The sequence below is a fragment of the Pantoea latae genome (genome assembly GCF_002077695.1).
In the GTDB taxonomy this organism is placed as follows: domain Bacteria; phylum Pseudomonadota; class Gammaproteobacteria; order Enterobacterales; family Enterobacteriaceae; genus Pantoea; species Pantoea latae.
In genome coordinates this window covers 118460-140727 of record NZ_MWUE01000003.1, presented here as the reverse complement: position 1 = coordinate 140727, position 22268 = coordinate 118460, and the positions used below count along the sequence as shown (strand labels likewise).

The following is a 22268-nucleotide window of genomic DNA, read 5'->3' as shown; positions in this document are numbered from 1 at the left end:
GACTTAATTGCAAACTCTCCTTACACCTGTCAGGAGGAAACGCTATGTCTGGGTCTCATCTCACCGCATCACTTAATTTACAGGCTCACTGGATGCCGTTCAGCGCCAACCGTAATTTTCAGCGCGACCCGCGCTTTATCGTTGCGGCAGAAGGCCGCTGGCTTACTGACGATAAAGGCCGCCAGATTTTTGACAGCCTGTCTGGCCTGTGGACCTGCGGCGCGGGCCATACGCGCAGCGACATCCAGCAGGCCGTCGCGAAACAGCTCGGCACGCTCGACTATTCACCCGGATTCCAGTACGGCCATGCACTCTCTTTTCAGCTGGCCGACAAGATTGCCAGCCATATGCCCGGCGAGCTGAATCATGTTTTCTTTACTGGCTCTGGCTCGGAGTCGGCCGACACGGCAGTAAAAATGGCGCGCGCCTACTGGCGCATTAAAGGCCAGCCGGCGAAAACCAAATTTATTGGCCGGGCGCGTGGCTATCACGGCGTGAATATCGCCGGCACCAGCCTGGGTGGCATCGGCGGTAATCGTAAAATGTTTGGCCAGTTTATGGATGTCGATCACATTCCCCATACGCTGCAGGCCGACCTGCCCTTTACCCGAGGACAGGCTGAAACGGGCGGCGTGGCGCTGGCAGATGAAATGCTTAAGCTGATTGAGCTGCATGACGCCTCAAACATTGCGGCGCTGATCGTTGAACCGCTTTCAGGCTCCGCCGGCGCGATTATTCCTCCTCAGGGGTACCTGCAGCGCCTGCGTGAGATCTGTACGCAGCACAATATCCTGATGATATTTGACGAGGTCATTACCGGCTTCGGCAGACTGGGCTGCTGGAGCGGCGCGGAGTATTTTGGCGTCACGCCGGATATCCTTAATTTCGCCAAACAGATAACAAACGGCGCCATTCCGCTGGGCGGCGTGGTCGCCAGCAGCGAAATCTACCACACCTTTATGTCCCAACCGCTGCCGGAGCATAGCGTGGAGTTTGCGCATGGCTACACCTACTCCGCTCACCCTGTGGCCTGCGCCGCGGGCCTGGCCACCCTTGATTTGCTTGAGAGCGAGTCGCTGATTGCACAATCCGCCGAACTGGCACCCCATTTTGAGCGCACTCTCCACGCGCTGCGCGACTGTCCGAACGTGGTAGACATCCGTAACTGCGGCCTGGTAGGCGCCATTCAGCTGGCAGCGCGCGACGGCGACGCAACCGTCCGGCCTTTCGATGCGGGTATGGCGTTGTGGAAAGCAGGCTTCTATGTCCGGTTTGGCGGCGACACGCTGCAGTTCGGTCCAATGTTTAACACGCAGCCAGCCGAGCTGGATCGCTTGTTCGACGCCGTGGGCGACGCCCTGCACCATATCAATTAAGCGAGGCAGCATCATGACCATCATTACCCATCTGATTAACGGCCACATGCGTAAACCTGACGGCCGAACCGCCAGCGTCTTCAATCCCTCTACCGGCGAAGCGATACGGCAGGTGGAACTGGCCAGCGCCGCCACGGTTCAGGAGGCAATCGCCGCTGCCAGCGCTGCGCTGCCCGCCTGGCGCGATCTGCCGCCAGCGAAGCGCGCGCAGGTGCTGTTTCGCTTTAAGCAGCTGCTTGAAGCGCACGAAAAAGAGATTGTGCAGCTTATTAGCGAAGAGCATGGCAAAACGCTGGAAGACGCGGCGGGTGAGCTAAAGCGCGGAATTGAGAACGTAGAGTATGCCAGCGCCGCCCCCGAGCTGTTGAAAGGCGAATATAGCCGCAATGCGGGGCCCGGCATCGATTCCTGGAGCGACTTTCATGCCGTCGGCGTGGTGGCGGGCATTACGCCATTTAACTTTCCCGCGATGGTGCCGCTATGGATGTATCCGCTGGCGATAGCCTGCGGCAACACCTTTGTGCTGAAACCCTCTGAGCGCGATCCCAGCTCTACGCTGTTGATCGCCTCTCTTTTTCAGCAGGCGGGTCTACCGGCTGGCGTGCTGAATGTGGTCAACGGCGATAAGGAAGCGGTAGATGCGCTGATTGAAAGCGACGAGGTTAAGGCGATCAGTTTTGTCGGCTCTACGCCGGTCGCAGAATATATTTACCGCGAAGGCACCCGCCGCGGTAAACGCGTACAGGCGCTGGGCGGCGCGAAAAATCATGCAGTCGTTATGCCCGATGCCGATCTTGATAATGCGGTCAGCGCGCTGATGGGCGCCGCCTATGGCTCATGCGGAGAGCGCTGCATGGCGATATCGGTTGCGGTATGCGTAGGCGATGCCGTCGCTGACGCCCTGGTCAACAGGCTGTCGCCTAAAATCAGCGCGCTGAAGGTGGGTGCTGGCACCGTCTGTGGTCTGGATATGGGGCCGCTGGTCACCGCGGCGCACAAAGAAAAAGTCGCTGGCTACATTGATGACGGCGTTGCCTCAGGCGCTGAACTGGTGATTGACGGACGCACGCTGCGCGTAGCCGGACATGAAAACGGCTACTTCCTGGGCGGATGCCTGTTTGATCGCGTCACGCCAGACATGCGCATTTATAAAGAAGAGATCTTTGGGCCGGTGCTGTGCGTGGTTCGCGTCGGCACGCTTAGTGAAGCCATTACGCTGATTAACCAGCATGAATATGGCAACGGCACCTGCATCTTCACGCGCGACGGTGAAGCGGCACGCACCTTTGGCAATGAGATCGAGGTAGGCATGGTAGGCGTCAACGTGCCCCTGCCGGTGCCTGTCGCCTTCCACAGTTTTGGCGGCTGGAAGCGTTCCCTGTTCGGCGACCTGCATGCTTACGGCCCGGATGGCGTCCGCTTCTACACCCGCCGTAAAACCATTACCCAGCGCTGGCCGAAACAGACCTCTCAGGAAACGGCACAGTTCGCTTTCCCCAGTAATAGCTGAGCTCGTCGTGGCTGCCCTGCGGCCACGACGCTGATGGAGATTGCCAGATGAAAATAGTCATTTTGGGTAGCGGCGTGGTCGGCGTAACCAGCGCATGGTATCTCGCCAAAGCAGGACATGAGGTCATTGTGGTTGATCGTCAGGCCGCCGCCGCCGAGGAAACCAGCGCGGGAAATGCCGGTCAGATTTCGCCTGGCTATGCCACGCCCTGGGCCGCACCGGGTATTCCGCTTAAGGCGGTGAAGTGGATGTTCCAGAAGCATGCGCCGCTGGCGCTTCGTCCAGATGGCTCCCTGTTTCAGCTGCAGTGGATGTGGCAGATGCTGAAAAACTGCGACGAACAGCACTATGCCGTCAATAAAGCGCGTATGGTTCGCATTGCGGAATACAGCCGCGACTGCCTGCGCGCGTTACGGCGCGATACCGGTATTCACTACCACGAGCGTCAGGGCGGCACCTTACAACTGTTTCGCAGCGAGGCGCAGTTTGCGCACGCGGCGCAGGATATTGCCGTATTGCAACAGGCCGGCGTACCTTACGAACTGCTGGAGCCTCATCAGCTGATGCAGGCAGAGCCGGCGCTTGCTGGCTCCGCCCATAAGTTAACGGGCGGATTACGTCTGCCTAATGATGAAACCGGCGACTGTCAGATGTTCACGAAGAGGCTGGCGCAGCTGGCGGCCGATGCAGGTGTTACCTTTATCTATAACCTCAACGTCGAACGGTTAATTGAAGATAACGATCGTATTATCGGCGTCAAATGCGGCGAGCGCGTCATCACGGGAGACCGCTATATCGTGGCGCTGGGTTCTTATTCAACCCAACTGTTAGCCGGTCTGGTTTCCATTCCCGTCTATCCCTTAAAAGGCTATTCGCTGACGATCCCGATTGCGGATGAGTCCAAATCGCCAGCCTCCACCATCCTTGATGAAACCTATAAAGTGGCGGTCACCCGCTTTGACGATCGCATTCGCGTAGGGGGCATGGCGGAAATTGTCGGTTTCGATACTCGGCTGAAAAACCGGCGGCGACAAACGCTTGAGATGGTCGTCAACGATCTCTACCCTGGCGCAGGCAATCTCGCCAGCGCCACCTTCTGGACCGGATTGCGGCCAATGACGCCTGATGGAACGCCACTTGTTGGCGCCACGCGCTTCAAAAATCTCTATCTCAATACCGGACATGGCACCCTTGGCTGGACAATGGCCTGTGGTTCAGGGCAGCTGATCGCCGATCTGATCTCGGGCACCACGCCGGCTATTCCGTTTAGCGATCTCTCTGTGATGCGCTATCAGGGCATGTCCAGCCTTACGTTTAACGATCCGGTCGTCGAAACCCGCTAATTGATAAATCAGGGAGCACCTGTGCCACGTCCTGTTCAAGCTGAAATTTCTCTTGCCGCTCTGCGGCATAACCTGGGGTTGATACGTCAAAAAGCAGGCCGGGCGCGGATCTGGTCGGTCGTTAAAGCCAACGCCTACGGGCATGGCATCGCTAACGTTTTCCCTGCATTACAGAACAGCGATGGCTTTGCCTTGCTCGACTTTAATGAAGCGATCCGCCTGCGTGAACTGGGCTGGCAAGGCCCGATTTTGCTGCTGGAAGGGTTTTTCGAACCTGATGATCTCGCGCTTATCGAGCAGTATCAGCTGACGACGGCGGTGCATAGCTTCTGGCAGCTGGCTGCTATCGTTAATGCCCGTCTGCGGCGACCGATCGATATCTATCTTAAGGTCAACTCCGGGATGAACCGCCTCGGCTTTGCGCCCGATCGGCTGCATGCCGCGTGGCTTGAAGCCAGCGCCAGTTCAAATATTGGCGACATTACGCTGATGACCCATTTCGCCAGCGCTGACAGCGAAACGGGTGTCGCAGCGCCCATGGCGTTGATCAACGCGCTGGGCGCTGAAATGCCGCTGTCACACTGCCTGGCTAACTCCGCAGCGACGCTCTGGCATCCTCAGACGCACGCTGACTGGGTGCGGCCCGGCATTGTGCTCTATGGCGCCTCCCCCAGCGGTCGCTGGCAGGATATTGCTGATACGGGGCTGAAGCCGGTCATGCGCTTGTCGAGTCAGATTATTGCCGTGCAGCCGTTACAGCCAGGCGATCGGGTCGGCTATGGCGGTCGCTATTGCGCAGCAGGCTCACAGCGTATCGGGATTGTCGCCTGCGGGTATGCGGATGGTTATCCACGTCATGCTCCAGGCGGCACGCCGGTGCTGGTAGATGGCGTCAAAACAGCAATTGTTGGCACCGTTTCTATGGATATGCTTGCCGTTGATCTTACCCCCTGTCCTGCTGCCGGCATTGGCAGCCCGGTCGAACTCTGGGGAGCGGCGCTACCCGTTGATGATGTCGCTCGCGCTGCCGGTACGCTGGGCTATGAGTTATTGAGCGCGCTGGCGCCGCGGGTGCCTGTTGTCACTGACCAGAACCTGGAGGTAAGGATGCGTGGCTAACGCCACAATCTGTTTATTTGCTCTGGCGTCCGATCGCGCGTATCGACTGCGAATGGCGGAATAACATGATATAAATGAAACGCTGTTTTATTTTTTTTATCATGTTATCCCCTGACAGATGCAAGGAGAGACGATGTCAAAGAAAGCTGCCCTACTGCTGGCGCCAGGCTTTGAAGAAGCGGAAGCCTTTATCACCCTCGATATACTGAGCCGACTGGGCGTGGTGGTCACCACCGTCGCCTGCCATCCCCATAATCAGGTGGTCAGCTACCACGGCGTGGTCACCCTCGCCGATGCGCTGCTGGAAGAGCTGCCCTCGACGCTGTTCGACGCGGTGATTATTCCCGGCGGCCCGGAAGGCACGGTCAACCTGGCCGCCAGCCCGGCGGTGACGGCCTTTATCCGGCGCCACGATGACGCGGGCAAAGTGATTGCGCCCATCTGCTCGGCGGCGGCGCGCGTGCTGGCGGGCAACGGGCTGCTGAAAGGACGGCGCTACACCTGCTCCGGCGAGCTATGGATGCATTACGATGACGGCGACTATGTGATGGCGGACGTGGTGGAGGATGGCAATCTGCTGAGCGGCAGAGGGCTGGGCGTGGCGTTCGATTTCGCGCTGCAGCTGGCGCTGCGTCTTACCGGCAAAGCGGGCGCGGCGGACTTCCAGGCGGAACATATCTATTACGACCGCTGGCGCAGCGATCGTCTGGGTAAATAACTGCGGGCCAGCCTGGCTGGCCCGCTTTCACTGCTACACGCTCGGGAAGGTGATATTGCTGCCCGGCGCTTCGCGATGCAGATGGATAAAGTTAAGGTGACGCTCGTACTGATCGAGAATGTCGATAATCACCTGCTCCTTGCTGTAGTCCATCAAATCGTTGCCCTGACTCCCCTCCAGCAGGAAGGTTTCCAGCCGGTAGTAGGTCGATTTTCCGCTGCGCGCGCGGTAGGTAAAGCCCGGCACCGAATACTGCTGCGGCCAGACCTGATAGACAAAGTCCTGCTCCTCGCCCAGGTTGACGCGCAGGTCAATGTAGCCCAGCGCGCTCTCTTCGCTGTCGAGCCGCTCCAGCGTGACGCGGCCGCCGCGCAACTCCAGCTCTTTCGCCACCTCCTGCATCGCCGGAAAGATCACCTGCTCCATCATCTGCTGGGTATAGCGCGATCCCGGATAGTTCATCAGGCGCGACAGGCGCTTTTTCCAGCTCAGTCGGTCGCTGCTGGTGGCGAGGTAAGGCGCGGTGTCGCGGCTGGCGCTGGCGCGGCGGTAGTCTTCCACCTTCAGCGACTTATAGAGCCCCGCCATAATAAAGAAGATCACAAAGCTAAACGGCAGGCCCATAATCACCGTGGCGTTTTGCAGCGCCGAGATGCCGTTGGTCATCAGCATGCCGAGCGTCAGCACGCCGATAGCCACTGACCAGAAGATGCGCAGCCAGTTCGGCGCGTCGCTGTTGATATCCTTCAGCTTCGAGGTGAAGTTGCCCAACACCAGCGAGCCGGAATCCGCCGAGGTGACGTAGAACAGCATGCCGGTAATGGTCGCCACCGAGGCGCTCAGCTTAAACGCGGGATACTGCTCCAGCAGCAGATAGAAGCCACGCTCCGCATGGGCCATCACCTCCTGCGCAAAGCCAGCGTCACCGTGCAGGATCTCATACAGCGCGGCGTTGCCGAACACCGACAGCCACAGCAGCGTAAAGGTAAAAGGAATGATCAGCGTGCCGAGCACGAACTCGCGGATGGTGCGGCCGCGCGAGATACGCGCCAGGAACAGGCCGACAAACGGCGACCAGGCGACCCACCAGGCCCAGAAAAAGAGCGTCCAGCTGTTCATCCACTGCGTGGGACGATCGAAGGCGAAGGTATTAAGCGTCATGCCCATAAAGCGATGGATATAGTCGCCGACGTTAAGCACCAGCGCGTTAAGCAGAAAATCGGTTTTGCCGAAAAAGAGCACAAAGAGGATCAGGCCGAGGGCCAGCGCCACGTTCAGCTCAGAGAGAATGCGGATGCCTTTATCGACGCCCGAGGTGACGGAGATGGTGGCGATGATCACCGACAGCACGATCAGCGCGGTTTGCGCCCCCAGCCCTTCAGGAATATCGAACAGCACTTTCAGGCCGTAGTTGAGCTGCACCACGCCGATGCCGAGCGTAGTGGCGATGCCGAAGATGGTGCCGACCACCGCCGCGATATCGACGGTATGACCAATCGGCCCGTTGATGCGCTTGCCGAAGATCGGATAGAGCGCCGAGCGGATCGTCAGCGGCAGGTTGTAGCGGTAGCTGAAGTAGCCCAGCGCGATGCCCATCAGCGCATACATCGACCAGCCGGTCAGGCCATAGTGGAACAGCGTCCAGACCATCGCCTGGCGCGCGGCTTCAATGGTCTGCCCCGCCCCTTCCGGCGGCTGCATATACTGGGTCACCGGCTCGGCCACCGAGAAAAACATCAGATCGATGCCGATCCCGGCGGCGAACAGCATGGCGGACCAGCTCAGCAGGCTGAACTCCGGCTTTGACTGCTCCGGCCCCAGCTTGATGGCGCCGAAGCGCGAACAGGCCATAAACAACACGAACACGATGTAAAGCGTGGCGGCCAGCATGTAATACCAGCCAAACGTCGACGATACCCAGTTCACCGTCGCCTGGATCCAGGCGGCTGCCAGCTCGCTGTAGAAAATCGTCACCAGTGAAAACGTCAGAATCAGTCCGGCGGAGGTGTAGAACACCACGGGGTTAATTCTGTCCTTTTCACTTGCAGGTGGATTCATCATCAGTTACCTCTGGTTATAATAAATTCAACAGGTTATTTAGATTTTTTACCTTGCAACGCCTGCGCGTTATGGTTCTCCTCCCGATAATAAGCGTAGCGGTAAAGCGATGTTTTACCCTGCGCTCTGCAACAATCAAGGCACAGTATCCTAACAACTTTCTTTTTTATATTGAACGTTCAATCAATAAAAGTTCTAATAGTGCACTTGTTTTAGGGTGGAGCGCTTGTCATGCCAAAGGTGGGAATGCAGCCGATACGACGTCGGCAGCTGATTGATGCAACTCTAGAAACCATTAACGAAGTCGGGATCAACGACGCGACCATCGCGCAGATTGCGCGGCGCGCGGGCGTCTCGACCGGCATCATCAGCCACTACTTCAAAGACAAAAACGGCCTGCTGGAGGCCACCATGCGCGACGTGACGCGTCAGCTGCACGACGCGGTGGCGATGCGGCTGAAGCCGCTGGCCGGGGCGAGCACCGAAGCGCGCCTCTGCGCCATTGTCGAAGGCAACTTTGACGAAAGCCAGCTGCACAAGGCGGCAATGAAGGCCTGGCTCGACTTCTGGTCGAGCAGCATGCATCAGCCGCAGCTTAACCGACTGGAGCGCGTCAGCAGCAGTCGCCTCTTCTCGTCGCTGGCCGCGGAGTTTCGCCGCGAGCTGCCGCGCGACGCGGCGCGCACTGCCGCTTACGGGCTGGCGGCCCTGATCGACGGCCTCTGGCTGCGCGCGGCGCTGGGCGGCAAGCCGTTTGATTTTCAGCTGGCACGCTCGCTCACTACCCAGTTTATTCGCCAGCAGTTGGCTGGCGACACGCATCCCTGATAAAGGAGAAACCATGTCCCGATTCGCAGAGCAACACCTCTACATCGATGGCGCCTACGTCCCTGCGGCGACTGGCGACACCTTTGACACTGTCAATCCCGCCAACGGCGAAGTGCTGGCGAAGGTGCACGAAGCGGGCCGCGACGACGTCGACCGCGCCGTTGCCGCCGCGCGTAAAGGACAGAAGGTCTGGGCGGCGATGACCGCCATGCAGCGCTCGCGCATTCTGCGCCGCGCGGTGGATATCCTGCGCGAACGCAACGACGAGCTGGCGGCGCTGGAAACCCTGGATACCGGCAAGCCGCTGAGCGAAACCGCCAGCGTCGATATCGTCACCGGCGCGGACGTGCTGGAGTACTACGCCGGTTTGATCCCGTCGCTGGAAGGCCAGCAGATCCCGCTGCGCGACAGCGCGTTTGTCTATACGCGTCGCGAGCCGCTCGGCGTGGTGGCGGGCATCGGCGCCTGGAACTACCCGATCCAGATCGCCCTGTGGAAGTCCGCCCCTGCGCTGGCGGCGGGTAACGCCATGATCTTTAAACCGAGCGAGGTCACCCCGCTCACCGCCCTGAAGCTGGCGGAGATCTACAGCGAAGCGGGTGTGCCGGACGGCGTGTTCAACGTGCTGCCAGGCAGCGGCGCGGTGACCGGTCAGCTGCTGACCGAACACCCCGGCATCGATAAAGTCTCCTTCACCGGCGGCGTCGCCAGCGGCAAAAAAGTGATGGCCAATGCGGCCGGCTCGACCCTGAAAGAGGTCACCATGGAGTTGGGCGGCAAGTCGCCGCTGATCATCTTTGAGGACGCCGATCTCGACCTCGCCGCCGATATCGCCATGATGGCCAACTTTTACAGCTCCGGCCAGGTCTGCACCAACGGCACGCGCGTGTTCGTTCCCGCCAGCCTGAAGGCGGCGTTCGAAGAGAAGATCCTGACGCGCGTCGCCCGCATTCGCGCCGGCGACCTGAACGATCCCGCCACCAATTTCGGCCCGCTGGTGAGCTTCAGCCACCGCGACAACGTGATGCGCTACATCGAGAGCGGTATCTCACAGGGCGCGCGCCTGCTGTGCGGCGGCAAGCGCATGCAGGGCGCGGACTTCGACAATGGCGCCTGGGTAGAGCCCACCGTCTTCACCGACTGCCGCGACGAGATGACCATCGTGCGCGAAGAGATCTTCGGACCGGTGATGTCGATTCTGACCTATGAGAGTGAAGAGGAAGCGGTGCGCCGCGCCAACGCCACCGAGTTCGGCCTGGCGGCTGGCGTGGTGACTCAGGATCTTAACCGCGCCCACCGCGTTATCCACCAGATTGAAGCGGGCATCTGCTGGATCAACACCTGGGGCGAATCCGCCGCAGAGATGCCGGTCGGCGGCTACAAGCACTCCGGCGTGGGCCGGGAAAACGGCCTGATGACCCTGCAGAATTACACCCAGGTGAAATCTGTGCAGGTCGAGCTGGACCGTTTTCAGTCTGTATTTTGATTAACCGAGAAACCTGAGGAGCGACGAATGGAATTTGATTACATCATCATTGGAGCCGGATCCGCAGGAAACGTGTTGGCTACCCGTCTGACCGAAGAGAGCGACGTTAACGTTCTGCTGCTGGAAGCGGGCGGCCCGGATTACCGTATGGATTTTCGCACGCAGATGCCTGCGGCGCTGGCCTACCCGCTGCAGGGAAAACGCTATAACTGGGCCTACGAGACCGAGCCGGAACCGCATATGAACAACCGCCGCATGGAGTGCGGGCGCGGCAAGGGGCTGGGCGGCTCCTCGCTGATCAACGGCATGTGCTATATCCGCGCCAACGCCATGGATCTCGACGGCTGGGCGGAAGCGCCGGGCCTGGAATCCTGGCGCTACCTCAACTGCCTGCCCTACTACCGCAAAGCGGAAACGCGCGATATCGGGCCAAACGACTACCACGGCGGCGACGGCCCGGTGTGCGTGGCGACGCCGAAGGCGGGCAACAATCCGCTGTTCGCCGCCATGATCGAGGCGGGCGTCGAGGCGGGCTATCCGCGCACCGAGGATCTTAACGGCTATCAGCAAGAGGGCTTCGGCCCGATGGATCGCACCGTGACGCCGCAGGGACGCCGCTCCAGCACCGCGCGCGGCTATCTCGATCGGGCGAAAGACCGCCCTAACCTGAAAATTGTTACCCACGCCACCACCGACCGCATCCTGTTCGACGGCAAGCGCGCCGTCGGCGTGGAGTATCTGCTGGGCGCCAGCAACACCTCGCACAAGGTGCATGCACGGCGCGAAGTGTTGCTCTGCGCGGGCGCGATCGCCTCGCCGCAGATTTTACAGCGCTCCGGCGTCGGCGCTGCCAGCCTGCTAAAGTCGTTCGATATTCCCGTGGTGCACGACCTGCCGGGCGTCGGCGAGAACCTGCAGGACCACCTGGAGATGTACCTGCAGTACGAATGCAAAGAGCCGGTCTCGCTCTACCCGGCGCTGAAATGGTGGAACCAGCCGAAAATTGGCGCGGAGTGGATGTTCAACGGCAGCGGCATCGGCGCCAGCAACCACTTTGAAGCGGGCGGATTTATCCGCAGCCGCGAAGAGTTTGCCTGGCCGAACATTCAGTATCACTTTCTGCCGGTGGCGATTAACTACAACGGTTCGAACGCGGTCAACGCGCACGGTTTCCAGTGCCACGTCGGCTCGATGCGCTCTCCCAGCCGCGGCCATGTGCGCATCAAGTCGCGCGATCCGCGTCGTCATCCGGCCATCTTGTTCAACTACATGGCCAGCGAGCAGGACTGGCATGAGTTCCGCGATGCGATCCGCATCACCCGCGACATTATCAACCAGCCCGCGCTGGATAAGTTTCGCGGTCGCGAGATCAGCCCCGGCATTGAGTGCGAAACCGACGAGCAGCTGGATGAGTTCGTGCGCAATCATGCGGAAACCGCCTACCATCCGTGCGGCACCTGTAAAATGGGCAGCGACGAGATGGCGGTGGTCGACGGTGAGGGCCGCGTGCACGGCATGCAGGGACTGCGCGTGGTCGACGCCTCGATTATGCCGCTGATTATCACCGGCAACCTCAACGCCACCACCATTATGATCGGTGAGAAAATCGCTGATAATATTCGCGGTCGCCAGCCGCTGCCCGCCTCGACGGCAAGCTACTTTGTCGCCGGCGAGAAGCCGGTGCGCGGCGAGCCGAAACGCCGGTAAACGCGTTCCAGCCCGCTTCGGCGGGCTTTTTTACGGCTACATCATCTGTGGTTCGCGAATCGCATTGCCTTTGGCGAAGCGCGCCAGGCGATACGGGGTGATATCGGTAAACAGCGCGCGGTTGGTCATCAGCTGCGCGCACAGCAGGCCCGCGCCGGGGCCGATGCCGAAACCGTGGCCGCTAAAGCCCGAGGCGATAAACAAGCCGGGCAAATTCTGCATCTCGTCAATCACCGGCACCAAATCGGGCGTGGTGTCTATCCAGCCGCCCCAGGCGTGATCGATGGCGATGCCCTTTAGCTCAGGAAAGGCGCTGACCAGCGTGCGCAGCGCTTCGTCGAGGATCTGCCCATCTGGTTTGGGATCGAGCACGCGAATTTTCTCAAACGGCGACACCCCGTCGTTTGACCAGCGCCCCGCCGCTTCCGGCCCGTTAAAAAACGAGCCGTTGAGGCGCAGCTTCAATTTCTTGGCGATTTTGCTGCGGTACATAGGATAGAACTTCGTCGCATAGCGGATATTTTGCGGCGCCAGATCGAGCTGGCCGCGGCCAGGAACGGCGACGGTATAGCTGCCGTCGAGTCGGCGGCGGATACAGAGTTCCGGCATGCTGAGACAGCCCTGAATCACCTCCGGCGCCGCCGTGGTTTTAAACGCGGTGCCGAGAATATTGGCGCTGGGCAGCTCAATGCCGTACTGCTTGCAGAAGCGCGAACTCCAGGCGCCGCCGCAGCAGATCACCTGGCTGGCGCGCACGCGGCCGCGCTCGGTCCAGACGCCGGAGACGCGTCCGGCGCTGATATCCAGCCCGCGCACCGCGCAGCGCTGGTGCACAGAGGCGCCCAGCTTTTGCGCGCCGACGGCGATAGCGGGCGCCGCCAGCGACGGCTCGGCGCGTCCGTCAGTTGGCGACCAGACACCGCCGACCCAGCGCGCACGATCGCCCAGCCGTTCGCCGGCCTCTTTCGCCGACAGCAGCTGGCTGACAAAGCCGATCTGCTTCGCCTGGGCTCCCCATTTTTCCCAGCGCGCCACGTCCGCCTCGTTCTGGGTGCCGTAGAGAATGCCGCTGCGGCGAAAGCCGAGATCGAGGCCGATCTCCTCGCCCAGTTGTTCCCAGCGCTGCAGGCTGCGCATCGCCAGCGGCAGCTCGTAGAGATCGCGGTTCTGCTGTCTGACCCAGCCCCAGTTGCGGCCGGACTGCTCGCCGCCGATTACCCCTTTTTCAAATAGCGCCACCGAGACGCCCTGCTTTGCCAGCTCATAGGCCACCGAGGTGCCGATGATGCCGCCGCCGATGACGATAACGTCAACCTGTTCGGGAAACGCGGCGCTGTCTGTCACTGAATTAATTTTTATGCGCATAAAAGAACCTTTAAAGTCAGGGCGTTCAGAGATGCTGCTCAGGCGGAATATGCATGATCCACAGGACTCTGGCGTCGCTCTCCGTTGGGTTGAAAATGTTATGCGGCAGATGGCTCTTAAACTGAAAGCTGTCGCCGCTCATCAGGCGCGCGCTGTCGCCGTTGATCTCCAGCGTCAGTTCGCCTTCCAGCACGATGCCGGCTTTTTCGCCCTGCCCGATCAGCATCTCGTCGGAGCGAACCCCCGGCGGAATGCGGATAATCATAAACTGCACGTCATGGTCGCCCGAGGGCGACAGCATCTCTTTGGCGATGCCGCGTTTGCCGACGTTAAAGTGCGGCCGCTCCGCGCGACGGCGCACATAGTGCTCCGCGCCGCGCAGTGACGCGTCGCCCTCCTCCAGAAACGCGGTGAGCGGCACCTTCAGCACCAGCCGAAGCTGCTCCAGCACCCGCACGGTGGGGTTGGTGAGATTACGCTCAATCTGGCTGATGGCGCCGGCGGAAACGTTGGCCAGTAGCGCCAGTTCGGTAATGGTCAGATTACGTGCCTTGCGCAGCGCCTTCAGCCGGGCGCCGATATCGGTTTCAGCGGCGCCGTCCGCGTGCGGTTGCGATGCGTTTTTCATCTCTTTGCCGCTCATCCGTCAGGGCATGCCCCATTTGGTCTTAATCGCCTGCAGCGAGCCGTCCTGCTTCATGGCAGTGAGCGCGCTGTCGATCTCGGCCAGCAGCTTGTCGTTGCCTTTTTTCACCCCGAATGCCATTGGCGAGACGTGTTCCGGTTTATACCCTTCTACCACGTGCATTCCTTTCAGCCCGCCCGCCTTCGCCTGCGCCACCAGGATGGGATAGTCGTTCATGCCGGCGGCGATGCGCCCCAGCGACAGGTCGCGCGTCATATCCGCCGGGCTGTCGTAGACCTTCACCTCTTTGGCGATACCGCTCTGCATCAGGCTTTGCGTGTAGTCGGTGCCGGCCATGGTGCCGACCACTTCACCTTTGAGATCCTGCCAGGAGTCATATTTTTTATGGTTGTCGTCGCGCACCACCAGCCCGGCGCCGAAAGCGGTCACCGGCTGCGAGAAGCCGATGCGCTTCGCCCGCTCAGGCGTTGGCGTCATGCCCGCCACGATCATATCGATCTTACCGGCGATCACCGACTGAATCAGCGTGGAGAACGGCACGGCGGTAAAGCTGACCTCCAGATGCTGGCGTTTTGCCACTTCCGCCGCCACGTCCGGCATAAAGCCTTCGATTTTGCCGCTCTGGGTGTTGAGGAAGGTGGTGGGCGCGCTGGAGGGCGGCGACCCGGCGGTGAGCGCGGCGGCCTGCGCGTTGACGCTGACAGCGGCGGCGAGGCTCAGCGCCAGACATAAGGGCAGCAGGCGTTTATTTGAGGCGACAGACATAACTCACTCCTGTATCGGGATGAAAAGGGCGAACGTCATTTTCACTATAATGAAATTAATGCGGCGGCTGTCAATGTTTTATTTTTGTCCGCCGTCGCACCTCACACATTACCGATTACGTCATTGCTTTCGCTTAACGGCCCATCTATAGCTGTTGCTTATCGCGGTAATAAGTAATCGGTATCTTGCCGACGCGGGTAATGATTGACAGCACTTTGCCCGTGACGATATTCATTATAATGAAGTGTTCTTGCCCCGACAGGCGTTGTGCAGCACGTTCAGGAGCGACAGATGGACTGGAGCAGCATTCATACCTACCTGCCCTTTTTGCTAAAAGGGGCCGAAATGACCATCACCATTACGCTATTGTCGCTGGTGATCAGCACGCCGCTGGGCCTGCTATTTGCGGCGGCCAAGATGTGCCCGTGGAAAATAGTTTCCTGGCCGGTTTCGCTGGTGATTAATATTACCCGCGGCCTGCCGATGATTGTGGTGTTGTTTTATATCTATTTTGTGTTCCCGGACATTGGAATAACCCTGACCTCCTTTCAGGCCAGCGTCATCGGCATCGCGTTTTGTTTTTCTACCTATATCGCCGAGATATTTCGCGCTGGCATTGAGTCAGTGGATCGCGGCCAGCTTGAGGCGGCGCGCTCGATGGGCATGAGCTTCGCCAAAGCGATGCGCCGGGTGATCCTGCCGCAGGCGTTTCACGTCGCGCTGCCGCCCTACAGCAATACGCTGGTGATGATGCTGAAGGATTCTGCCCTTGCCTCTACCATCGCCGTCACGGAGATGACGCGTCAGGGCCAGCTGATCGCCGCTTCGACCTTCGACAATACCACGGTCTATACGCTGGTGGCGCTGCTCTATCTGCTGCTGTGCCTGCCGCTAATGGCCCTGACCAAACGGCTGGAAAAACGCCAGATTAAAGGAGCCTGAGATGATTGATATCCGTGATGTGCATAAGCGATTTGGCCGCGTGGAGGTGCTCAAAGGCGTGAGCTTTAGCGTTACGGCGGGCGAAGTGGTCTGTTTGATTGGGCCGTCAGGCTCGGGCAAATCGACCATTTTGCGCTGTATCAACGGGCTGGAAACCTACGAGGGCGGCGACATCAGCGTGCTGGGTCAGCGCGTCAACAGCCGCCATAAAAGCATCAACGATCTGCGCCGTCAGATTGGCATGGTGTTCCAGCGCTTTAACCTCTTTCCCCACCGCAGCGTGCTGGAAAACGTGATGGAAGGCCCGATCCACGTCAACGGCGAGCCGCGCGCGCAGGCGGAAAAACGGGCGAAATCGCTGCTGGCGCTGGTTGGGCTGGCGGACAAGATCAACGCCTGGCCTGGCCAGCTCTCCGGCGGCCAGCAGCAGCGCGTCGCCATTGCGCGCACCCTGGCGCTGCAGCCGAAAGCGATACTGTTTGATGAACCCACCTCGGCGCTCGACCCCGAGCTGGTCGGCGAGGTGCTGCAGGTGATGCGTACCCTCGCGCGCGAAGGCATGACGATGATCGTCGTCACCCACGAAATGCAGTTTGCCCGCGAGGTCGCCGATCGCGTCTGTTTTCTGCACAGCGGCCAGATCGTCGAACAGGGACCGGCGCAGCAAATTTTGCTACAGCCGCAGGAGGCGCGCACCCAGGATTTCTTGCGCCGCGTATTGGGCGGCAGCGAGGCGTCTGTGTGCAGCCAGTGCCGCGCCGCGGTTTAGCGGCTGCAAAGTCTGATTTGCGCTGGCTCTAAGCGATGCGTGCCAGCGCAGACGCGGCGCATCGCCGCTGTGCCCAGGCCGTACCCTTTGATCTCAGAATGTTAGTTCAATTTCGCCCTTTATCCTGCTGCGCCGCTTGCCGCTTTGCTTTTTTGTTTTGCTTCAGTTAGTTGTGAGAAAGGCAACCGTGGTTATACTTCGATCAACAGTGGTTGCTCACTGATACTAATAATTGCTCCTCTTCTCTGCGTGCGGGATAACGCTTTTACTGCGACCAGGCGCTATCCAGTCGCGCACCGACCTTTCTTTCCGGACACGGATTTCACGACAGCAACGCTGATCTCTTCTCAGCTCTTTCCATTCTGCCTGCCATGCCGGGGAGATCCCCGCCTGCGCGCCAGCGTGGACTCTGTTAATCCTGATTTATTACGGGAGGACGCGATGTTGCCTTTTTCTAGCTTCTGGCAGGCCGGCTACGAAGGCGCCGACCATATCAACACCGCCGGTCAGCCGCTGGTGATGGATGCGCTGACCGGTCACCAGACGCAGTTTCATAGCGACTATGTTGCGCTACAGCCTTTTGGCATTCGCAGCGTGCGGGAAAGTATCGGCTGGCGGCAGTTTGAGGCGGATCCGCCAGGCACGCTGGCAATTATCCGCGCCAAGATGGAGGCGGCGCATCAGCTGGGCATCCAGATCAACTGGACATTTTGCCACTACGGCTGGCCGGATGATTTGTCGCTTTTTTCCAGCCAGTTCGTCGCGCGCTTTGCTGATTTTTGTCAGCGTATCGCCGCCTTTCTCGCGCCCTGGTACGTGCGCGCGCCGGTCTACTCGCCGATGAACGAGCTGTCGTTTCTCAGCTGGGGGCTTTCGGTCGGGCTGTTTGGCGGCCATCGCGACGACGATCCAGACAGGATCAAACGTCAGCTGGTGCGCGCCACGCTGGCGGCCTGCGACGCCATCTGGCGCGCCGATCCGCGGGCGCGCTTTCTTCATTGTGATCCCATTATTCACCTGGTTCCCGATGAAGAGAGCGAGACCTGCTATCAGCACACCGCCGCGCTGAACGCCGCGCAGTTTCAGGCCTGGGATATGCTGACCGGCCAGCGCGAACCTGAGCTGGGCGGCGCGCCGCGCTACCTCGATATCGTCGGCGCCAACTACTATCACGCCAACCAGTGGGAGGCCAATTCAAATCAGCGGCTGGCGTGGCACCTGGGCGATGCACGCAGAAAGCCGCTGCACAGGATGCTGACGGAGCTGGCGCAGCGCTATCATCGCCCGATTCTGCTGGCGGAAACCAGCCATGTCGGCAGCGGTCGTCCCGCCTGGATGACGCATATCACCGCCGAGATCGCGCAGGCGCAGCTGGCGGGCTGCGCGATCCTCGGCGTCTGCATTTACCCCATTATTGAAAGCCCTCTCTGGGAAGATCCCCAGCACTGGCCGCGCAGCGGACTCTGGGACGTCGCCCCTGATTTTACGCGTCTGTTACACCAGCCTACCGCCGCGGCTTTGCGGCAATCACAACGTTCGCTGCACCGGTTTCACGCTTTGCTGTCACCGGCCAGTGAGCCACAGGAGTTCCATATGAAACAGTCCGTTTTGGTGGTATTTAGTCATCTTCGCTGGGGTTTTGTCTTTCAACGTCCACAGCATTTACTGTCGCGTCTGGCTCAGCACCACCGCGTGCTGTTTATCGAGGAGCCGGTGCATCAGCCCGGCGAGGCGGGTTTACGACAGCACTCGCCCGCGCCCAACGTCACGGTGATTGAACCGCACACCGACGTTGACGCGCCAGGCTTCCACGACAGCCAAATCGCCGTGCTGCAGCCGCTGCTGGCGACGCTGCTGGAAAGCGACGAGCAGCCGCTGGTGTGGTTCTATACGCCGATGGCGCTGCCGCTGCTGAACGGTTTTACCCCCAGCGCGATTATCTACGACTGCATGGATGAGCTTTCCGCCTTTCAGATGGCGCCGCGCCAGCTGCAGCAGCGCGAATCCGCGCTGTTGAGCCGCGCCGACGTGGTCTTCACCGGCGGCACCAGCCTGTATGAGGCGAAAAAACATCGCCACCAAAACGTCTACTGTTTCCCCAGCAGCGTGGATGCTGCCCATTTCGAGCAGGCGCTTGACCGCAGCAACGGCCATCCGCTGCAGGAAAACCTGCCGGGGCCGCGCCTCGGCTATTACGGCGTGATTGACGAGCGCATGGATATCGGGCTGATCGCCGCGCTGGCCGACGCCCATCCTGAATGGCAGATCGCGATGGTCGGCCCGGTGGTGAAGATCGATCCTAATAGCCTGCCGCAGCGCAGCAATCTGCACTGGTTCGGTCAGCAGCCCTATGAAGCGCTGCCCCATTTCCTGGCAGGATGGGACGTCTGTTTGATGCCTTTCGCGCTTAACGCCTCGACCCGCTTTATCAGTCCGACCAAAGTGCTGGAGTATATGGCGGCGCAGCTGCCCATCGTCAGCACCGCCGTGCCGGATGTGGTGCGTCACTACAGCGATATCGTCAGCATCGCCGATACGCCGCAAGGCTTTATCCGCGCCTGCGAAGCCGCGCTGCAGCTAAGCGATGAGGCGCGGCGCGCGCAGGCGGCGCAGATGGCGGCGATTATCGCGGAAACCTCGTGGGATCGCACCGCGGAACAGATGCAGGCGCATATCGCCAGCCTGCGCGACAGCGTGGCGGAGCCGGTGGCCGCCGCGCTGACGCCAGAAAGCGGCGAGCGAGTGCACGCCGTCTCGCTGCGTCCAATTGAATGTTTGATCCTCGGCGCCGGCCCGACCGGGCTGAGCGCAGGCTATCACTATGGTCAGGGCGCGGTGGTGCTGGAGAAAAACGCCGCGCCGGGCGGCTGGTGCCGCTCGATCGAAGACAAAGGCTTTACCTTCGATTACGCCGGACACATCATGTTTTCCAACGATCCCTACGTGCTGCAGCTGTATGACAAACTGCTGGGCGACAACTTGCACTGGCAGAATCGCGAGGCATGGGTCTACAGCCATGACGTCTTTACCCGCTATCCGTTCCAGTCCGCGCTGCATGGCCTGCCGGCGGAGGTGATCGGCGAATGCGTGCTGGGCGCCATTGAGGCACGTTACGGCGTCACAAATTCGCAGGATGCCGCGCCGCTCAGCGCGGTGCGCCAGGCCGCGAATACCGAATGCCGCGACTGCTGCGCCGACGGCGTGCTGGGCAACGAAGCGACCGAACCTGCTGGCGCGGAGGAGATGAACGAAGATTTCGAGAGCTTTATCTTCCGCACCTGGGGCAAAGGCATCGCCCATCACTTTGCGGTGCCCTATAACCGCAAGCTGTGGAAAACGCCGCTGGTGGATATGGAAACCTCCTGGCTCGGCGGCCGCGTGCCGCTGCCGGATCTACAGCAGATCATCTCCGGCGCGCTGGCGCCGCTGGCCAAACCGGTCGGTCCCAATGCGCGCTTTGGCTACCCGAAACGCGGTGGTTTTCAGGCGCTGATGAACGGTTTCCTGCCGCATCTCGAGTGCGCGCTGGAAACGCATGCGGAGATCGCCGAGGTGCAGCCGCAGACGCGCAGCGTCATGCTGAAAGACGGGCGTCATTTCCACTATGACCAGCTGATCAGCACCCTGCCGCTGCCGGAGCTGGTGCGGCTGATGGGCAACCGCGCGCCGGAAGCGGTGCAGAAAGCGGCGACAAAGCTGCGTCATGTTTCGGTGCGCTGCGTTAACCTGGGCATCGGGCGCGCCAACCTGAGCGACAAGCACTGGATCTACTATCCAGGCGACACCCTGTTTCACCGCATCTTTCTGCAGGGCAACGCCAGCCCGGAGTGCAACCCGGAAGGCGGATTCGGCCTGACCTGCGAAATCAGCTATCGCGCCGATCAGCCGCTGCCCTATGAGGGCGACGCGTTGATTCAGCGCTGCATTGAGGACTGTATCCGCGTCGGCATTATCCGCGAGGATGACGCGATCCTGACCGCCAATGAGGTCGATATGCCCTACGCCTATGTGGTTTACGATCACCAGCGTAAGGCAAATGTCGAGCTGATCCGCAGCTGGCTGGCGACGCAGGGCATTCACCTGTCGGGACGCTACAGCGAATGGGAATATTACAATTCCGATCACGCGTTCCTTGCGGGCAAGCGCGCCGCCGAGTCGGTGAAGGCGCTGCTGACAAATCGGAAAACCACCGCGTAGCGCTAGCGGACAGCAGGCAACAGACGCCTGCTGTCCTGCCTTTTGGCTCTGGCTTTATATAATTGGCATTATAAGAAGCCAGGGTGCTTAATGTTGCTTAAAAAACAGGCGTCGCTACGCGCATTCTGCTGGGTAACAACCCCTGCATGTTTATCAGAATTCGCGTAGCGCTGTCGATTTAACCGGCAGAAATCTAGCCTGATCACTCCACCCGCCACAAATGTAAACTCCTGAACGCCCTCTTTATGCTATTTTTTTGCGTTAAGCACATGCTATGTCTGTAGTCGATTACACTTTCTGTTTCGAGACGGACATTTCAAAGAAACGAGGTATTCATGAGTCAACTCTTTAGCGCAACGCAGATTGGCAAGCTCTCCCTGGAGAACCGCATTGTGATTGCGCCGATGTGTCAGTATTCGGCCAGTGAAGGCAAAGCCACCGCGTGGCACCGTATTCATCTGGGGCAGCTGGCGCTCTCCGGCGCGGGGCTGCTGATTATCGAAGCCACCGCCGTGGAGGCGATTGGCCGTATTACCCCAGGCGATCTGGGGCTGTGGGACGACGACACCGAGGCGGCTCTGCGCAGCGTACTGGAAGATATCCGCGCTTATTCGCCCATCCCGGTAGGCATTCAGCTGGGTCATGCTGGTCGCAAAGCCTCCTGCGCCGCGCCGTGGCAGGGCGGTGAACAGCTGGCGCTCGATCAGGGCGGCTGGGAAACCGTCGCGCCCTCTGCAGAAGCCTTTCATGAAGGCGAACGTCCACCGGTGGCACTCAGCCGTGACGATCTGGCGCGCATTAAGCAGGCTTTTGTTGATACCGCGAAGCGCGCTGAAAAGCTGGGCATTGAGCTGATCGAACTGCACGCCGCGCATGGCTATCTGCTGCATCAGTTCCTTTCGCCGCTCAGTAATCACCGCGACGACGAGTATGGCGGTTCGCTGGAGAACCGGATGCGCTTCCCGCTGGAAATTTTCCACGCGGTGCGTGAAGCCGTGTCTGACTCGATACCTGTGGGCGTGCGTATTTCTGCCACCGACTGGGTTGAAGGCGGCTGGGATAACGCACAGTCCATTGCCTTTAGTCAGGCGTTTGAGGCGGCGGGCGGCGACTACGTTCACGTTTCAAGCGGCGGTCTGGCGCCGCAGCAGTCGATTTCCGTCGGACCGGGCTATCAGCTGCCGTTTGCGCGCGATATTCGCCAGCAGGTAAAAATCCCGGTGATTGGCGTCGGTTTAATTACCGAGCCGACTCACGCCGAGGCGGTGTTGCAGGAAGGCTCCGCCGACCTGGTGGCGCTGGCGCGTGCGATGCTCTACGATCCGCGCTGGCCGTGGCACGCTGCCGCCGAGCTGGGCGCGCAGGCGATTGCGCCGCCGCAGTATCTGCGCTCCGAGCCGCACGGCCTGAAAGGCACGCTGAAAGCTAACCGCTAAGCG

16 protein-coding genes are annotated in these 22268 nt (G+C 60.3%); 12 read left to right on the top strand and 4 right to left on the bottom strand.

Annotated elements, in window-relative coordinates; all coding sequences use genetic code 11:
• Positions 1 to 44: 44 nt before the first annotated feature.
• The 5 genes from B2J69_RS00820 (at position 45) to B2J69_RS00800 (ending at position 6066) form a co-directional block, all read left to right on the top strand.
• Positions 45 to 1376 carry an aspartate aminotransferase family protein gene (locus B2J69_RS00820; RefSeq protein WP_081134916.1) on the top strand — a complete coding sequence of 444 codons (1332 nt, stop codon included), beginning with the start codon at positions 45 to 47 and terminating at the stop codon, positions 1374 to 1376.
• A 13-nt stretch (positions 1377 to 1389) separates the two neighbouring features.
• Positions 1390 to 2886, top strand: a complete 1497-nt coding sequence (locus tag B2J69_RS00815) for a CoA-acylating methylmalonate-semialdehyde dehydrogenase (protein WP_081134914.1) — start codon at positions 1390 to 1392, stop codon at positions 2884 to 2886.
• Positions 2887 to 2933: 47 nt separating this feature from the next.
• The gene (locus B2J69_RS00810) at positions 2934 to 4229 is read left to right on the top strand and encodes a D-amino acid dehydrogenase (protein WP_081134912.1); all 1296 of its coding nucleotides are present in this window, start codon (positions 2934 to 2936) and stop codon (positions 4227 to 4229) included.
• A 21-nt stretch (positions 4230 to 4250) separates the two neighbouring features.
• Positions 4251 to 5348, top strand: coding sequence for a catabolic alanine racemase DadX (gene dadX, locus B2J69_RS00805; RefSeq protein ID WP_081134911.1), 1098 nt, complete (start codon positions 4251 to 4253; stop codon positions 5346 to 5348).
• A gap of 133 nt (positions 5349 to 5481) precedes the next feature.
• Positions 5482 to 6066, top strand: coding sequence for a DJ-1/PfpI family protein (locus B2J69_RS00800; RefSeq protein WP_081134909.1), 585 nt, complete (start codon positions 5482 to 5484; stop codon positions 6064 to 6066).
• Positions 6067 to 6099: 33 nt separating this feature from the next.
• Here the strand turns inward: B2J69_RS00800 and B2J69_RS00795 are convergent, their stop codons facing one another.
• A complete protein-coding gene (locus tag B2J69_RS00795) occupies positions 6100 to 8127 on the bottom strand; it encodes a choline transporter (protein WP_081134907.1) in 2028 nt (675 codons plus the stop codon).
• Between the two features lie 228 nt (positions 8128 to 8355).
• Here B2J69_RS00795 and betI point away from each other — a divergent pair, with 228 nt between their 5' ends.
• Genes betI through betA form a run of 3 tightly spaced genes read left to right on the top strand, consistent with a single transcriptional unit; the run spans position 8356 to position 12145 of the window.
• Entirely contained in the window at positions 8356 to 8952 is a 597-nt protein-coding gene (gene betI / locus B2J69_RS00790; RefSeq protein WP_081134905.1) for a transcriptional regulator BetI, read from the top strand.
• A 13-nt stretch (positions 8953 to 8965) separates the two neighbouring features.
• Positions 8966 to 10438, top strand: coding sequence for a betaine-aldehyde dehydrogenase (gene betB / locus B2J69_RS00785; protein WP_081134902.1), 1473 nt, complete (start codon positions 8966 to 8968; stop codon positions 10436 to 10438).
• A 27-nt stretch (positions 10439 to 10465) separates the two neighbouring features.
• Complete coding sequence (gene betA / locus B2J69_RS00780) at positions 10466 to 12145, top strand: choline dehydrogenase (protein WP_081134899.1); 1680 nt, start codon at positions 10466 to 10468, stop codon at positions 12143 to 12145.
• 36 nt (positions 12146 to 12181) lie between these two features.
• Here the strand turns inward: betA and B2J69_RS00775 are convergent, their stop codons facing one another.
• Genes B2J69_RS00775 through B2J69_RS00765 form a run of 3 tightly spaced genes read right to left on the bottom strand, consistent with a single transcriptional unit; the run spans position 12182 to position 14921 of the window.
• Complete coding sequence (locus B2J69_RS00775; RefSeq protein WP_081134896.1) at positions 12182 to 13510, bottom strand: NAD(P)/FAD-dependent oxidoreductase; 1329 nt, start codon at positions 13508 to 13510, stop codon at positions 12182 to 12184.
• 25 nt (positions 13511 to 13535) lie between these two features.
• Positions 13536 to 14138, bottom strand: coding sequence for a cupin domain-containing protein (locus B2J69_RS00770; protein WP_081135292.1), 603 nt, complete (start codon positions 14136 to 14138; stop codon positions 13536 to 13538).
• A gap of 18 nt (positions 14139 to 14156) precedes the next feature.
• Positions 14157 to 14921, bottom strand: coding sequence for an ABC transporter substrate-binding protein (locus B2J69_RS00765; RefSeq protein WP_081134893.1), 765 nt, complete (start codon positions 14919 to 14921; stop codon positions 14157 to 14159).
• 291 nt (positions 14922 to 15212) lie between these two features.
• On the opposite strand from B2J69_RS00765, the gene B2J69_RS00760 reads away from it, so the two are divergent.
• From B2J69_RS00760 to B2J69_RS00745, 4 genes are all read left to right on the top strand, one after another.
• Positions 15213 to 15863 carry an amino acid ABC transporter permease gene (locus B2J69_RS00760; protein ID WP_081134890.1) on the top strand — a complete coding sequence of 217 codons (651 nt, stop codon included), beginning with the start codon at positions 15213 to 15215 and terminating at the stop codon, positions 15861 to 15863.
• Position 15864: 1 nt separating this feature from the next.
• Positions 15865 to 16632, top strand: a complete 768-nt coding sequence (locus B2J69_RS00755) for an amino acid ABC transporter ATP-binding protein (protein WP_081134887.1) — start codon at positions 15865 to 15867, stop codon at positions 16630 to 16632.
• Between the two features lie 441 nt (positions 16633 to 17073).
• The gene (locus B2J69_RS00750) at positions 17074 to 20829 is read left to right on the top strand and encodes an NAD(P)-binding protein (RefSeq protein WP_081134884.1); all 3756 of its coding nucleotides are present in this window, start codon (positions 17074 to 17076) and stop codon (positions 20827 to 20829) included.
• A 335-nt stretch (positions 20830 to 21164) separates the two neighbouring features.
• Positions 21165 to 22265 carry an NADH:flavin oxidoreductase/NADH oxidase gene (locus B2J69_RS00745; RefSeq protein WP_081134882.1) on the top strand — a complete coding sequence of 367 codons (1101 nt, stop codon included), beginning with the start codon at positions 21165 to 21167 and terminating at the stop codon, positions 22263 to 22265.
• Positions 22266 to 22268: the final 3 nt, after the last annotated feature.

Excerpts from the sequence above, each read along its gene's own strand:
- B2J69_RS00820 (WP_081134916.1), top strand. The coding sequence starts at position 45 with ATGTCTGGGTCTCATCTCACCGCATCACTTAATTTACAGGCTCACTGG.
- B2J69_RS00800 (WP_081134909.1), top strand. The coding sequence starts at position 5,482 with ATGTCAAAGAAAGCTGCCCTACTGCTGGCGCCAGGCTTTGAAGAAGCG.
- B2J69_RS00745 (WP_081134882.1), top strand. The coding sequence starts at position 21,165 with ATGAGTCAACTCTTTAGCGCAACGCAGATTGGCAAGCTCTCCCTGGAG.
- B2J69_RS00815 (WP_081134914.1), top strand. The coding sequence starts at position 1,390 with ATGACCATCATTACCCATCTGATTAACGGCCACATGCGTAAACCTGAC.
- betA (WP_081134899.1), top strand. The coding sequence starts at position 10,466 with ATGGAATTTGATTACATCATCATTGGAGCCGGATCCGCAGGAAACGTG.
- B2J69_RS00810 (WP_081134912.1), top strand. The coding sequence starts at position 2,934 with ATGAAAATAGTCATTTTGGGTAGCGGCGTGGTCGGCGTAACCAGCGCA.
- B2J69_RS00760 (WP_081134890.1), top strand. The coding sequence starts at position 15,213 with ATGGACTGGAGCAGCATTCATACCTACCTGCCCTTTTTGCTAAAAGGG.
- B2J69_RS00755 (WP_081134887.1), top strand. The coding sequence starts at position 15,865 with ATGATTGATATCCGTGATGTGCATAAGCGATTTGGCCGCGTGGAGGTG.
- B2J69_RS00765 (WP_081134893.1), bottom strand. The coding sequence starts at position 14,921 with ATGTCTGTCGCCTCAAATAAACGCCTGCTGCCCTTATGTCTGGCGCTG.
- betI (WP_081134905.1), top strand. The coding sequence starts at position 8,356 with ATGCCAAAGGTGGGAATGCAGCCGATACGACGTCGGCAGCTGATTGAT.
- betB (WP_081134902.1), top strand. The coding sequence starts at position 8,966 with ATGTCCCGATTCGCAGAGCAACACCTCTACATCGATGGCGCCTACGTC.
- B2J69_RS00795 (WP_081134907.1), bottom strand. The coding sequence starts at position 8,127 with ATGATGAATCCACCTGCAAGTGAAAAGGACAGAATTAACCCCGTGGTG.
- B2J69_RS00775 (WP_081134896.1), bottom strand. The coding sequence starts at position 13,510 with ATGCGCATAAAAATTAATTCAGTGACAGACAGCGCCGCGTTTCCCGAA.
- B2J69_RS00750 (WP_081134884.1), top strand. The coding sequence starts at position 17,074 with ATGTTGCCTTTTTCTAGCTTCTGGCAGGCCGGCTACGAAGGCGCCGAC.
- B2J69_RS00770 (WP_081135292.1), bottom strand. The coding sequence starts at position 14,138 with ATGAAAAACGCATCGCAACCGCACGCGGACGGCGCCGCTGAAACCGAT.